The following is a 13,485-nucleotide window of genomic DNA, read 5'->3' as shown; positions in this document are numbered from 1 at the left end:
TTGAGCTGCTTATCAATGGTTATAAACCTACATAAGAATGTCTGTATCCAACACATAGAGAAACAGGCTGTCTGTTGCTTATATTATGGACATCGACAGGAGACCAGCTATGAAAAGTCAAGTATAAATTAGCCAAAAATTCCGTTTCTATATCGATGAAAAAAAGGGTAACTTTAATAGAACTCCCTAAAGGTGCTTTTTCAAAGTCTATCGATATTAGTATACAGGCCTCTATTCGAGGTTGAATTCCACTTCGTCAGTGAGCATCTTCCAGATGACCCTGACAAGTTTTCCGGCGCAATGTCCAAGGGCATTGTAGTGTGTCCGGCCTTCGGCTCTCTTGGTGTCGTAATAAACCTTGAAAGTCGCATTGTTCTTTACAACATTATGAGCTGCGTTCATAAGGGCGTAACGAAGTACACGTGACCCTCGCTTGGACATATGGGTTCTTTTAGCCTGAAAGTTTCCAGACTGGTATACAGTTGGATCCAGTCCAGCGAATGCAAGCAGTTTACCTGGTGTTGAGAAACGGTGAATATCACCGATCTCACCCAGTATCATCCCGCCATTTACGGTTCCAATGCCGGGAATGGTCATGAGTACAGAGTGCAGGCAGGTGACAAGATTCGCCATTTCAAGTTCTGTCTCGAATAACTGTGAATCCAATAACTCGATCTGTGCAATGGTCTGAGTTATCTGGATAGATAAAGAGCTGTCATTTAAGCCGACAGACCTCTGTGCGAGAACTCTTAATTCTCTGGCCATATCTTTTGTGAAGTGTCCATGGGAGGATTTGACAAGGAGATTGGAGAGATGAGTCAGGTGCAGGTAAGCAATGTCTTTTGGCATAGGAGCCTCTTTTAAGAGTGCATAGACAGCTTTCTGATGCAGACCGGATTTGAAAAAATACTGAAGTTCCGGAAAGACCTGATCCATATAGGAAGTCAATTGAATTTTCAAACGGGTACGCTGTTTCATGGTCTTCTGTCGGAACCTGCCGAGTTCCTTCAGTTCAATGTAATCCAGATCTTTCAGGGTAGAAAACCTGAGAGAGTCCTGCATCATAAGGGTTTTAGCAATCACCAAAGTGTCGACTTTATCGATCTTCGTCTTGCGTACATTGTTTTTACGCATGGACGAAGTCATGATAGGGTTGAGAACACACACTTTAAAATCCTTGCAGATTAGGAAACGAACAAGGTTGTCACCGTAGTGTGTCGTAGATTCAAGACCTATGATGATGCTGTGCTGGTCAAGTGGTGCCAGCTTAGACAGCAGCAGATAGAAGCCATCATAGTCATTTGAGAATTGAAACGGCTCGATGAGTATCTCGCCTTCCGAAGAAACAGCAGCGGCAAAATGGTTGAGTTTGGCAATATCAATGCCTACATAAATCATGAGGTTATACCTCCCTTTCAAAAAGTCTGATACCGTGATATCCACCAGTGATTATCATCGTAGACTTGATTGAAATAAGTACTCATTGGAACAGACGCTCCGGTACATCCAGCTAATAAACAATTCAGATAAAGGCAGCGGCAATACACTCCTGTTGAGTAGTCAAGGCTACAGGAAAAAATCAAAAGTCCACAGTATCTGAATGTATTAAACCACGATATTAAAACGAAAGGAAAGTAGATGTTTTCGCTTCTATAAACATCATACAAGTGACTATATGAAAAATGATAAAAAACTAATCTTAATAGCTGATGATGAAAAAGAAATCCGTGATATTCTGACATTGCTGCTGACAAGCAACGGATATGCTGTTGAAACGGCAGAAGACGGTCAGAGTGCCATTGATTCCGCATCAGAGGATATCGACCTTTATATTCTGGACGTCAATATGCCCGGACTTTCCGGTATTATGGCCGCTGCTGAAATACGAAAGAGTTATGATGCGCCGATTATTTTTCTCACCGCCTATTCAAGCGAGTCGGATAAAGTTATGGGCTTTTCTGTGGGTGCAGATGACTACATCGTGAAACCATTCTCCAATGTGGAACTGTTGATGCGTGTCAAGGCTATCTTAAAACGAAGCCCTGCCTACACCGTCTCACCCCCTACGTGTCGGGATACGAACCAGTTAACCTTTCAGGATGTGGTGCTGAATTTGGACAGTCAATCGTTCATAAAAAACGGTGAGACAATCGCTCTTACTTATACGGAATTTAAGATATTGGAGCTGCTTGCTTCCCATAAGAAAAAAATCTATTCTCTAGAAAACATCTATCAGAGCATCTGGGATGACAATGCTGTTGGCGACAGCGCCATTATGGTACATATCAAAAACATCCGCAAGAAATTGGGAGACAATTCTCGCAACCCCACTTATATTAAGACTGCATGGGGAAGGGGGTATTATATTGACTGAAGAAAGCAAACGACTAAGAGGAAAAAGGCTTCCTCGTGAAATTCTTGGCTTGTTGTCGCTCTCTTTTGTTATTACACTGATTCTGTTTCTGCTGCTCCGCATTTGTGCAACTGCTGTGGCCGACAGCATTCTTGTTATCCGGGGTATCGTCCTCACAGAAAGCAAAGTTCTGTCTCTAGAAGGCTGGATGTTCAATCTGAGCCTTCTTATATCGGTATGCTTTTTTACTTTCCTGTTTCTCTTTCTGCTTGGGGAGCGTTTATCCTACATATGGGATATCATCAAGGGGATCGATGCCCTGCGTTTAGGAGAAATGGATCATCTGGTTTCCGTGGAGGGAAACAACGAACTGACTCGTCTGGCCGAGGCCGTAAACTATCTTTCCATCACACAGAAGCAGGTAAAAGAGAAGGAACGCCTATTGGCAGAAGAAAAGGAACAGCTGATCCGCACCCTCTCTCACGATATCCGCACACCACTGACCTCCATCATGGCCTATTCGGAATTTCTGGCAGGCAACAATGATCGACCGGCACAAGAGCAACAGGGATATGCAGAACTGATCCGGGTAAAAGCGCAGCAAATCAAAGAGCTGACCGATATTCTGCTGGACGGCGGCAGGCGAAACCCGGAACGATTTGAAGATTCCCGATTGCTGATGGAACAGCTTGTAACAGAATTTGAAGAGTTGTTGGAAGAGGATTTTCAAATTTTGACTGATCTCAAAAGCTGTTTCTCTTTTTCTGGCAGTTTTGACATACAGGAGCTGCGCCGCATCTTTGACAATCTCAGCTCAAACATCCGAAAGTATGCGGATCCGCTGCAACCTGTATTCTTATCGGTTCGCTCCGATTCGGATCAGCTTGTCATATATCAGAAAAATTACATCTTTCCCGGCGATGAACAAAAGGAAAGCTACCAAATGGGACTGAACAGTATCCGCCGCATTGCACACAACTACGCAGGAACTGTAGATGTTCGGCGAGCCGAATCCGAATTTGAGATAACGATTACGCTTTCAGAGTTTTAACAGAGTTTCTTCAGAATTTTTTAGAAATGTCTTGCAAATTTCTTCAGAACTTCCTGTTATTCTATTCTCAACAAAGCAACACAACACAAAAAACGAAAGTGAGGAAATGAATATGTTAACTTCTTTGGATTGGTTGGTAATTGTTTACATGGTTATGGTGGCTGCAAGTCTTTTGTCTTTGTGCCTGATGTTTCTGGTAAGACGTCCCCGTATGAAACAGGTCTGCTTCTACATCGTAGCAGCCCTTGCAATCTACGCAGCTTCTGTCGGCATTCGCATCGGCCTTGGATTATTCCCGGTACAGGTTGCCATCGGTGTAGCCATTGGTGCCGTAGCCATTGCAGCAATCGTGCTCGAACGCACCAGTAAAGGTAATGCAGGAAAATTTAAATTTGCCCGTATTATGGCCGCAGCCGCGCTGATCATCGGCGTCATCAACACCTTCATGTAAGGAAAATGCGAGGATATTTATGAGAAAAATCCTTTTCAGCTTAAGTTCACTATGCTTGGTTATACTTCTGGCCGGCTGTCAGCAAAGCAATGACCGGTCATGTCCGGAAACGATTGAATACAGCAACCTCCTGAACGATTCTGTTCAGGAGGAGCTGTCTGTCATTATGTCAAGTGCCGGTATCTCCGATGAACGCCAGGAAATATTCTTTGAGCATGTCGATCAGTTCAACAGCACAGTTTCTACAGAAGGTCTCGCCGGAGAATTTGTGCAGAAAGATGTATCAAGGGCAACCTATGATCCGTATACCATGCAGGACGAATGAAACGAGGTATATCCATACTTTTTAGGATACAACTGCCGCATTACAGCCTTCAGCCTTTTTGGCGACTACATCGAAATCCCGACAGACGCCGAGATTCGATCGGATATGGTCATGCAGGACATGGCTTCTCTGGAAGAGGACTCTTCCGCATTGCTTAACGAAGGAGATTATGATCGTTTTCTGGCCTTTTATTCCACTGTTCCTACAGAGAGCACTCAGGAAACTTCCGTCCATGTGGAAAATCTGCAAGGCGACTGGGCCAAACGTGGTATTATCTTTGATAAACAATCAAAAGCACGGCTCATATCGGTAGTTTTCCATGACTCATGGGATGACGCAGATTATCTGTTCATTGGGCACATTGGGGTATTGTTTCCTGTTTCTGCGGACGCGCTGTATTTTGTGGAAAAGATCGCATTTCAAGAACCATATCAGCTGAGCAAATTCGCAAGTCGAGTTGAGTTAAATGACTACCTGATGTCAAAATATGATGTCAGTTTCGGTCAGCCTACCGCAGCTCCCTTCATTATGGAAAATGATAAGCTGATGGAGGAGTACAGACAAAAACCCGACAAATCCTAAAATTCAAACTCTTTTTATAAATACTTGCGTTTGATTGATAATCCTTGTTTTTTCGCAAAAAGCCCCCTTGACAAATCTCGTTTCAACAATATAGCACTCAAACAGATAACAACAGAAAATAAAATTTCCAATAGGTTCTTCTTTTTCAAACCGGCTTTACCGCTTTTATTAAATCCTGGTCGGATTAAGAAATTGTCTGCAATTTCCAGGATAATCAATATGACAGAACTATACCACCAAGAAAAAGATATATAATGCCCGATGATCTGAGCCACTCCCGAAACAATAAAAACAACGCTCCCATAGGCAAATGCACCGTAAAGTTTAAGACCCTCGGTATCACCTTTTCTTTTACGCACGAGCGAGTAACTAAGTCCAAATAATCCTATTCCAAAAAATATCAAAAGAAGATTTAACAATAGGAACAACTTCTATCCTCCTACCTTGTTGGTTAGTTTATGTTAACCAACAAGATACACTTTGTCTGTTGGCTCAATAGGACTTTACCACTATCAAAATCACAGCCAATTAAACGGATCAAGCATCTCTCCAAGGAATGCTAAAAAGCATTTCCAAAATGTTTTTCCATGTTTTCTTTGCGTGTTCCCGCCCTTTCCTGAGCGCTATCAATGTCCGTATCGATGCAATCAGTATCACGATAGCAAGATATAGTAGCAATACAAGAACCGCTATTTGCCCGATTTCCCTATGTAAAATTCCTTTTTTATGCCCGGATTATTATTCGTTTTTGCTATTGTATCAAACACGCTCTAGCGCGGTGACTAGCCCTAGATATGTGAATCCACCACTTTTTTTAAGTAGCAGTTTTTGAATATATGTTGTATTGTTGAGTTACCACACACGACAATTACATATATCATCAACTGCTATGCTTATATTATCATGGGTTTTAAACTAAACAACTGCATTATCTGAAATTTTTATCGTCCCCCTCCCAACTTGGAATGCTGTTCTAGTTGTTTTATCATTTATCACTAGGAGGTAAGAGCATGATTCAGACATTGTAAAGGTGTTTTGCGTTATCAAGGCAGGGGGCTGTCGATTTGATAAAGGGGTGTATCGTGTGTGTGTTTCAGGAGATATTCTTTATGATCCCTGTTGGGCTTCTCTATAGCTTTGTCATTGTTCTCATGAACGGGGGCGTAAATGGAAGCCGCATTTCTTTCTATGTGGTTGACACTTTGGCTTGTCTTGTACCCATGTTCATTGTAACGTATTTTCAATACAATGCCACTTATGTGGAAAGCGGCGTAAGGCGTGTTTCCTTAGCGGAACAGCTCCCACTGTCCTTTTTCAGGAAAAAGGACAGTGCTGATTTGGCAAATTCTATTATGGGGGATTGTGCCACCCTGGAAATAGCGCTCTTCCATTATGTACTCGCTTTAGCAGGTTCACTCATTTCCACAACACTGATTGCAATCTGCCTTTTTGCCTATGACTGGCGCATGGCTCTTTGGGTTTTACCGATTGCATTTGCAATCACATTCTTTTCAGCCCGCATCCAGGAATATTTTAACCATAAATTTGTAGAGGCAAATGTCGCGCTTGAAAGCGGTGTGTAGGAGTGTATCGAAAGTTTACAGGACTTAAAGGCGAATAATGCGGAAGAAATCTACCTAAAAGGACTAAACAAAAAATAGACTATGCGGAAAAACGGAATATTATAACAGAACTTGGGACCCCGCTGATATATATTTCACTGTCTTCTTGACAGATGCAGACATTATCAACATCTTCCCAATCAGCAACGAAATCACCGATGTGCTGGGATATTTCCTTGTGTATTTCCGTGCGCTTATGTTTATTGCTTTTGTTCGTTGTTTTATGGCAGAACGGCATCGCAAGTTCTGACGATTCCTTCTGTTGTGCTTTCGGCAATGATAGTGATTCAGCCTGCTCTGTACTTGCTTGGCATTTGCAGAATGTACGACATGTTCATCATCGGAATGTTCGTTATGGTTGCTTGTATATTGTACGCCGCAGTCTGCTTGATCATAGATGCGTTGAAGCAGAAGTCAATAGGGATATGGTTGATTGCAACATCGTATGTGCTCAATGTAGCTATCAACATCATGTACGTTGTGATGTTCTTCTCCCCGGCGGTTTCTGCGAAGTATAACAAAATTTATAAACCGTATATGTTTGTCAGCGATACCATTATTCTATTTTTGCTGATAAGCATCAGCTTGGGTCTTTCCCAAAAGGCCATCACGGACCGTGTTAGTAAAGCAAGTGCAGAAAAACCCAAAGCGGAACAAATGGCCGTGGAATTTGAATATCTTGCTACTCGTGATTCTCTGTCACAGTTGTGGAATCACAAAGCCATTATGGAACAACTTGATATCTGTTGTAATGGTAACGAACCTTTTGTTCTTGGCTGCTTGGATTTGGATGATTTCTGTAACATTAACAACACATACGGCTACCAAATAGGCGACTAGGTTATCCGTTTTGTATCTAAGATTAAGGTGGAATCCTTTGGTGAACTTTGCGGCAGAACCGGCGGTGATGAATTTTTGTTCATCCTTGATGATGCAGGGCAAATTACCAAGCTGGAGGACTCTTTGAATCAGTATTTGTATAGGCTGCGTCACAATTTCGTATTGAGAGAAACTGGAGAAGTCATTCCCCTTGGTGGTAGTATAGGCATTCTTAGGATTAAGTAACTACCGCATGTATCCGCTGAGGTATTCAAGCGCTGTGATGATGCTTTGTATGAGGCAAAGGCCAAAGATAAGAATCAGTTTAATTTTATTGAGATGTAAAACGAAAACTCCTTGCTGCCGCTAATGGTAGTGAGGAGTTCGTGTTTTTGGATTTATGCTTTTATCTCGGTATCGTTCTTGAAGGTGAATCGCACATCATTCTTGGAATAAACTGTGAAATTAATACTTATTATTTGATACAAAATACAGCAGCATAACCGCAAAAAAGGGCAGGTTTTTTTGTTTTTCAGTAGATTTATTTATATTCAAGCTATATAATGGATTGTAATGAGAAAAGGATAATTTGAATTTAACAAAGGATTGTGAGTGTATAAAAAGATCAATTACTAAGAGATTTTGATGGAAGGCTAATGAGTATAGAGATGGGGATTTTATTTCAACGTAATGAAGGAATTTGGGAGATTTTCTAAGTGTTTAGTTATGCAAGCAACTTTTGCGTCCATTATTTACGGATGCAAGCACTGCTTTCTTGATAAATTTTATGTGGTGTCCTACAATAAATCATGAAATGGAGGAGAAAAAAAATGAATTTTGGAAAACAGATTAAGCAGATTCGTACAAAGGAGGGATTAACTCAGGAACAGATGGCACAAAAATTAAATGTAACAAGGCAAGCCATTTCTAACTGGGAAAATGATAAGAATCTGCCGGATTTAGAATTACTTATTCAGATAGCTCAAGTGTTTTCTCTTTCATTAGATCAATTGATATTAGGAGGAAATGATATGAACAACATGACAGAAAAACTAATTAAAGACGGAAGTGAAACAAGAAGAGCTAAATTTAACATGGTATCAATTGCAATAGGTGCTGTTTTATTACTAATTGGTGTGGGATGTATTATTTTAAAAGGTATGACAGTTGAATATATTGACGCAGAGGGTGTTTTGCATGAGAACTTCTTTTTAATTCCGATTGGATTTTTATTTATGTTTAGCGGATTCATCACTTTTGTTGTTACAGGAATTAGAGGTTTCATTAATAGATTTAAAGCAAAAAACAACGAACCTCTCACCGCCATAATGTAAGCGCTTAATTTAAGTGTGTAACTAAAAACTCCAGGGCGTTTAGCCCTGGAGTAATTCTGCACATGTAGCTATAATAATGGTCGCCTGCATATTTCTTGAACACTGGTCGACCCTGGCGCTAGTATTTATACGGTTCCGAACTGTGAAGTTTCAGCATCTCTACAATGGCATATATGCCCATACTTGCTTCCGCCCCATCTATCATGTCGGAGAAAAGCCAATTCTTCCGGTTATGTTCTTAAGGACATAACCGGAATTATGTGCTGTTCAAAGCTTTGTGCAGCAATGGTTTACGAGCCGTTAATTAGCCCAAACCATTGCATTGTATAAGCATATAACTAAAGTTCTATAATGAGTTCAAAAAACTGAGTAAATCAGCGGATGGCTTATATCTGTATGAATCATTTCCAGCAGCACCTGCTTTTTCCATAGCTTTACGTTTTGATTCTATATCAGCAACCATATATTTATGAGTTGTTCCGATACTAGAATGGCCAAGCCATATCGCTATGATTGAAATGTCAACACCCGAAACTAGCAGATTCATAGATGCGGAGTCTCTGAATGTATGAGGTGTTATATTTTTCTCTAACAGACTTGGGGAGTGATCTGCCGCTTTTGTAACAAAAGTATTGATACGAGTACGCACACCTGATCTGGTGAGTTTATCACCATTTTTATTTAGTAAGAAATTGTTTCGATTTCCGCTTTTCTCCCATGCAAAGGGATATAGCAAGGCTTGGTCTTGTTTTGGGAACGATGGGAGAAATATGGATATCTGATATCTCCCGAAAAACAAAATATATCATCACAGGTGTGTTCATAACGGTTGACCTTATTATGTTTATTTGGAAATGAGGATGTAATTCAAACAGAACGGAACTCGTGCTAATACAGTAGGAAAGGATCGGTGATTCCCTAGGGATTTTCAAACAGTTTTTTAACAACACCAGAAAGCCGAATGGCTGGATGGGAAAAATGATGGTCAATGGCATGAATCAAGGTCATGCTGCGGTTTCAGATTGGGGTCTTTCCCATTTTCCTGTCGCTCCTGTGGCCCCTTCTATGATTACGGATTTTGGATGTGGAGGAGGACGCAATACCGCAGAGCTTTTAAAACGGTTTCCTATTGCAACGGTTACAGCCATGGACTATTCCCAGGTGTCTTGTGACAAAACAAAGCAGTTCAACCGGCATGCAGTACAAGCTGGGAGATGTAAGATTGTGCATGGGGACGTATCTCACTTCCCGTTTGAAGCAGAGACATTTGATGGGATTACCGCCTTTGAAACGGTCTATTTCTGGCCGGGGCCGATGGAAAGTTTTCAAGAAGTATATCGGGTGCTCAAACCGGGAGGGGAGTTTATGATCGTAAATGAATCAGACAGGACGAAACAGGCAGACGAAAAATGGACTGGCATCATTGAAGGAATACGTATCTTTACGCAGGAGCAGTTGACTCAATATTTACAGGATGCAGGATTTTCCCGGATAGCCGCACATATAAACCGGGAACATCATTGGCATTTTCTCCTGGCGGAGAAAATACGGTGAACAGAAGTGCCAATGCAAAATGAGGATTCATAGAGATTTCTTTTAAACCACATCATGGAGGGATAGGCAATGAACATAAGAAAAGAAACTGATTCTGAAAAAGATAATTTGAGTTCGTTTACAACAATAGATTTGAAAAAACAAAAGAAGGAAGCGAGGCAGGCTGCCAAACTCACAAAAAGAAAGGCATATCAAGACTTATCATTTCGAAAAAAGGCGCTTTACTGGGGAATGCGAGTAATTGGGGCTGTTGCCGTATGTGGTCTTGTGTTAATTATTGGCGTTTTCTGTATGAACCCGATATTGACGCTCGTTGATGAATGGTATTTCGATTACTGTTCCCAAAAGCCGGTATCAAAGGAGGAAATTTACTCTGAGGTACCGATTGATACAGACGGTGCAGAAGGAATTGCAGCGTTGCCCACCTGTCATGCGGATGATACATGGGCATTTTACATTTACATGTGCGGAAGTGACCTGGAAAGCAACCATGTGAACCGGCTTTCTGATGTCACAAAGTATCTAATAATGCCCGAAGCAGCTACTTATATCCAAAAAACACAGGAACAAATGGATACTCAGTTTTGGCAGTTCGTAACAGACATTCGAGAAAAAGGAATAGATCTTCCTACGAATATGTATCTACCACCCGCAATAGAGGCCTCTAAAACAACGGCAGGGGAATTTGATGAAGTCGTAGCAGATATGCAGCCTGGGTATGCATCTGCTGACATTGATGAAATCCTTTCGGTTGCATTGCCCCAAAATGTGAAATTTATTATCCAAACGGGTGGGGCTAGCAGATGGAGTTCACCGGAAGTAAATCCTAACCGTTCCCAAAGGTTTGTTTACGACAGCAAAGGCTTTCAAACTACAGAAAATAACCCGCCACAAAATATGGGGGAACAGGAAACTCTTATCGACTTTCTGAATTACTGCAACAAAAACTTTCCCGCGGATCACAAAGTTCTTCTTTTTTGGAATCATGGTGCCGGCGCATTTGGGGTTGCGTCCGATGAACTATATGGTCAGGACAGTCTTTCGCTCAGTGAGATGTCCGCTGCACTTGGAGCGGTCTATGAACAGAATGAGTCAGAACCTCCATTTGAATTGATTGGATTTGATGCCTGCTTGATGGCCTCGGTTGAAGTGGCACATTCACTGCATGGATACGGAAAATATTTGGCGGCCAGCGAAGAATTAGAACCAGGCGAAGGTTGGGATTACGCAGCCTGGTTAGAGAAATTTGTCAATGATACATCGATGAATGGTGCGCAAATCGGTCAGATTATTGCTGACAGCTATATTGATTACTACACTGAACAGGCAATTCGGTTGAAAGATTTTGGCATTGATTTTCCTTGTACTTTTTCCATCACAGACATAGGAAAAGCTAATGAAGTTTATATCCGTTACGGAGAACTGGTGACTGCAATACTACGAGATATCGTGCAAGAACCCTGGATTATGTCTGAACTTGGAAGGGCTTCGGCTCAATCGGTACGTTACGCCAGTGATGCCTACAGCGTATTTAACACCATTGACCTTGCGGTGTTCATGAGAGAACTATCTGAGATTTATCCTGCTGAGACACAAGCTGTTTTGGATACGTTGGATGAAACCGTGCTTTACAACCGGGCAAGCTCATATGTGAGAGAATCCCAAGGGCTTTCGATTTATTTTCCCATCGAATTGAAAAACATGGAAGGATTAAGTTATTATCTGAATTACATCAACAACATTTGTTCCAATAATGACATAAAAACATTGTATTATTACAAGTTGGCAGGATGTCTCAATGGTGAACTGCAAACCTACGCCTACAGCAAGGGTTACGGAACCTTTCCGGTTCTTGATACTACACCGTTGTCAATGCTTACCGAGGCGGATATACAACTTTCAGATAATGCACAGTTTCATATCCCGCTTGACAGTTCCGCTGTAAATCTTTTGCAGGATATGACATTTTGTCTTTGTCAGTTGGATACAGAAAATGGTATGATTACTTATCTTGGAGAAGATCGGTTGGTTTTTTTGAACGAACAAGGAATTCTCAATACTAATTTTTCGGGAAAATGGCTTTCCATTGACGGACAGCCATTGGCAGTGGAGGTAATTGATACCACAAAAGAAAGAATCCGCTATCGTGCTCCGGTACTTTATAACGGAACCGACTCCTACCTTGTGATAGGTTATGAATACGAGAGCGGTGAATTCTCCGTTTTAGGAGTTTATGATATGACGTCTTATAAAGAAGGCGGTGATACATTAATGAGAAACACACAAAATGTAGAACCGGGTGATGCAATTCAAGTCATATATGAAACCAGTCAAAGTACGGGAAGTACAAATGAGAAAATTTATGGTAAAAAGTTTATTTATCGCGTAAGCAGCAAAGTCGGAGAGCAAATATTGCCTGATGGAGGATACCTTGCAATGGTCGCTTTAAGTGATTCACGTGGTGATTACTATTATACGCCGATTGTAAATTTTGAAATTCAAACGGGCCGCGTTCATAATGCTAATTTAAGTGATATGCATGCTATAACGGTAGCAAAATAATGTTGCGGTTGTTTTCATTTATTAAATAAGAAATTGTTAAAAAACGTGCGTTATGTATCTAAGGCTCTTTGTCAATAGCTGGGGTGGGATTTGTAAAATCCTGCTCCAGTTCTATGAAAAGGGCTCTTTTTATAGGCTCTTTGTCAATAGTTGGGGTGGGATTTGTTAAAATCCCGCCCCAATTCTATGAAAAGGGCCCTTTTTATGTTTAGTTCCAGGTTTTACTGATTTTGGGCATGCCAAATAAGCCTCCGCATTACCGACCTTTTTATCCTATGATGTACAGTGAAGTATCCGGGTTCGGAACCGTTTGAAATTCCGGATTCCGTAGCTGCCCCGTTTTTTCTAAATAAATGCGTAACACACGTTTTTTGTTTTATTTTTGATTCGATTCGTGATTTTGGATGTTTTTACTTTTGTATCATGAAAAAGAGTAGCAAAACATATATTTTGTGCAATTTTAAATTCTCAAACACACTCTAAAAGCAAATGCAATCCATCGTTTTATTTTGTTTCTTTATGAAGCGTATATTTCCAAAGCCTCGGACAATATTTCATTACCTCCATCCGTTCCGGGTGCTTCTGCTTATTTTTAGTTGTTGCATAGTTTCTGTCGTGGCACTCCATACATGCCAATGTTACCTTGACTCTCATGAGCACATCTTCCTTTCCGGATTTTACCCTGTCAAATGTTTATTTCTCTACCCCCCCCCCGCCTCTGTAGACCGGTTTCTAATATACAATCTGTCCTCTTTATTTGAGCAGATATCTATGATAATGACCGATAATCCGGCAGCGTTTATGCAGCCGGATTGGGGAGGCATTCTTTGGC

12 protein-coding genes and 1 pseudogene are annotated in these 13,485 nt (G+C 41.1%); 9 read left to right on the top strand and 4 right to left on the bottom strand.

The genetic code is table 11. From position 1 onward, the window contains the following. Window positions 1-231: 231 nt before the first annotated feature. Window positions 232-1,398: an IS110 family transposase gene (locus M1L66_RS14150; protein WP_195626101.1), complete on the bottom strand. Its 1,167-nt coding sequence runs from the start codon at window positions 1,396-1,398 to the stop codon at window positions 232-234. Between the two features lie 277 nt (window positions 1,399-1,675). On the opposite strand from M1L66_RS14150, the gene M1L66_RS14145 reads away from it, so the two are divergent. The 4 genes and pseudogenes from M1L66_RS14145 (at window position 1,676) to M1L66_RS14130 (ending at window position 4,762) form a co-directional block, all read left to right on the top strand. Further along, the gene (locus tag M1L66_RS14145; RefSeq protein ID WP_117634835.1) at window positions 1,676-2,374 is read left to right on the top strand and encodes a response regulator transcription factor; all 699 of its coding nucleotides are present in this window, start codon (window positions 1,676-1,678) and stop codon (window positions 2,372-2,374) included. Beyond that, the gene (locus tag M1L66_RS14140) at window positions 2,256-3,404 is read left to right on the top strand and encodes a sensor histidine kinase (RefSeq protein ID WP_243008432.1); all 1,149 of its coding nucleotides are present in this window, start codon (window positions 2,256-2,258) and stop codon (window positions 3,402-3,404) included. The genes M1L66_RS14145 and M1L66_RS14140 overlap by 119 nt, the downstream gene beginning before the upstream one ends. 112 nt (window positions 3,405-3,516) lie before the next feature. Beyond that, window positions 3,517-3,855, top strand: coding sequence for a hypothetical protein (locus M1L66_RS14135; RefSeq protein ID WP_117634830.1), 339 nt, complete (start codon window positions 3,517-3,519; stop codon window positions 3,853-3,855). A 19-nt stretch (window positions 3,856-3,874) separates the two neighbouring features. Further along, window positions 3,875-4,762 (top strand): annotated as a pseudogene (locus M1L66_RS14130) (DUF4300 family protein). A gap of 14 nt (window positions 4,763-4,776) precedes the next feature. Here M1L66_RS14130 and M1L66_RS14125 read toward each other — a convergent pair. Beyond that, complete coding sequence (locus M1L66_RS14125; RefSeq protein ID WP_227146770.1) at window positions 4,777-5,190, bottom strand: hypothetical protein; 414 nt, start codon at window positions 5,188-5,190, stop codon at window positions 4,777-4,779. Window positions 5,191-5,850: 660 nt separating this feature from the next. Between M1L66_RS14125 and M1L66_RS14120 the strand changes: the two genes are divergently transcribed. The 3 genes from M1L66_RS14120 (at window position 5,851) to M1L66_RS14110 (ending at window position 8,537) form a co-directional block, all read left to right on the top strand. Next, window positions 5,851-6,345: an ABC transporter transmembrane domain-containing protein gene (locus M1L66_RS14120; protein ID WP_227146767.1), complete on the top strand. Its 495-nt coding sequence runs from the start codon at window positions 5,851-5,853 to the stop codon at window positions 6,343-6,345. Window positions 6,346-6,714: 369 nt separating this feature from the next. After that, complete coding sequence (locus tag M1L66_RS14115; RefSeq protein ID WP_182464870.1) at window positions 6,715-7,224, top strand: GGDEF domain-containing protein; 510 nt, start codon at window positions 6,715-6,717, stop codon at window positions 7,222-7,224. Between the two features lie 809 nt (window positions 7,225-8,033). Then, entirely contained in the window at window positions 8,034-8,537 is a 504-nt protein-coding gene (locus M1L66_RS14110) for a DUF3955 domain-containing protein (protein ID WP_118077407.1), read from the top strand. 346 nt (window positions 8,538-8,883) lie between these two features. Here the strand turns inward: M1L66_RS14110 and M1L66_RS14105 are convergent, their stop codons facing one another. After that, window positions 8,884-9,186, bottom strand: a complete 303-nt coding sequence (locus M1L66_RS14105; RefSeq protein ID WP_412331404.1) for a tyrosine-type recombinase/integrase — start codon at window positions 9,184-9,186, stop codon at window positions 8,884-8,886. Between the two features lie 320 nt (window positions 9,187-9,506). Here M1L66_RS14105 and M1L66_RS14100 point away from each other — a divergent pair, with 320 nt between their 5' ends. After that, window positions 9,507-10,091 (top strand): class I SAM-dependent methyltransferase, encoded by a 585-nt coding sequence (locus tag M1L66_RS14100; protein WP_118077409.1) that lies wholly within the window; start codon window positions 9,507-9,509, stop codon window positions 10,089-10,091. 69 nt (window positions 10,092-10,160) lie between these two features. After that, complete coding sequence (locus M1L66_RS14095) at window positions 10,161-12,653, top strand: clostripain-related cysteine peptidase (protein ID WP_118077410.1); 2,493 nt, start codon at window positions 10,161-10,163, stop codon at window positions 12,651-12,653. Between the two features lie 504 nt (window positions 12,654-13,157). On the opposite strand, the gene rpmG is transcribed toward M1L66_RS14095, so the two are convergent. Further along, a complete protein-coding gene (gene rpmG / locus M1L66_RS14090) occupies window positions 13,158-13,307 on the bottom strand; it encodes a 50S ribosomal protein L33 (RefSeq protein WP_118077411.1) in 150 nt (49 codons plus the stop codon). Between the last annotated feature and the right edge of the window lie 178 nt (window positions 13,308-13,485).

This window comes from Hungatella sp. SB206, assembly GCF_051132295.1.
GTDB classification, from domain to species: Bacteria; Bacillota; Clostridia; order Lachnospirales; family Lachnospiraceae; genus Hungatella; species Hungatella effluvii.
This window is presented reverse-complemented; position numbering and strand designations above follow the sequence as displayed.

What these genes read in the sequence shown, in the direction of transcription:
- M1L66_RS14150 (WP_195626101.1), bottom strand. Translation starts at nt 1,398, where the DNA reads ATGATTTATGTAGGCATTGATATTGCCAAACTCAACCATTTTGCCGCT.
- M1L66_RS14145 (WP_117634835.1), top strand. Translation starts at nt 1,676, where the DNA reads ATGAAAAATGATAAAAAACTAATCTTAATAGCTGATGATGAAAAAGAA.
- M1L66_RS14135 (WP_117634830.1), top strand. Translation starts at nt 3,517, where the DNA reads ATGTTAACTTCTTTGGATTGGTTGGTAATTGTTTACATGGTTATGGTG.
- M1L66_RS14115 (WP_182464870.1), top strand. Translation starts at nt 6,715, where the DNA reads ATGTTCATCATCGGAATGTTCGTTATGGTTGCTTGTATATTGTACGCC.
- M1L66_RS14110 (WP_118077407.1), top strand. Translation starts at nt 8,034, where the DNA reads ATGAATTTTGGAAAACAGATTAAGCAGATTCGTACAAAGGAGGGATTA.
- M1L66_RS14100 (WP_118077409.1), top strand. Translation starts at nt 9,507, where the DNA reads ATGGGAAAAATGATGGTCAATGGCATGAATCAAGGTCATGCTGCGGTT.
- M1L66_RS14095 (WP_118077410.1), top strand. Translation starts at nt 10,161, where the DNA reads ATGAACATAAGAAAAGAAACTGATTCTGAAAAAGATAATTTGAGTTCG.
- rpmG (WP_118077411.1), bottom strand. Translation starts at nt 13,307, where the DNA reads ATGAGAGTCAAGGTAACATTGGCATGTATGGAGTGCCACGACAGAAAC.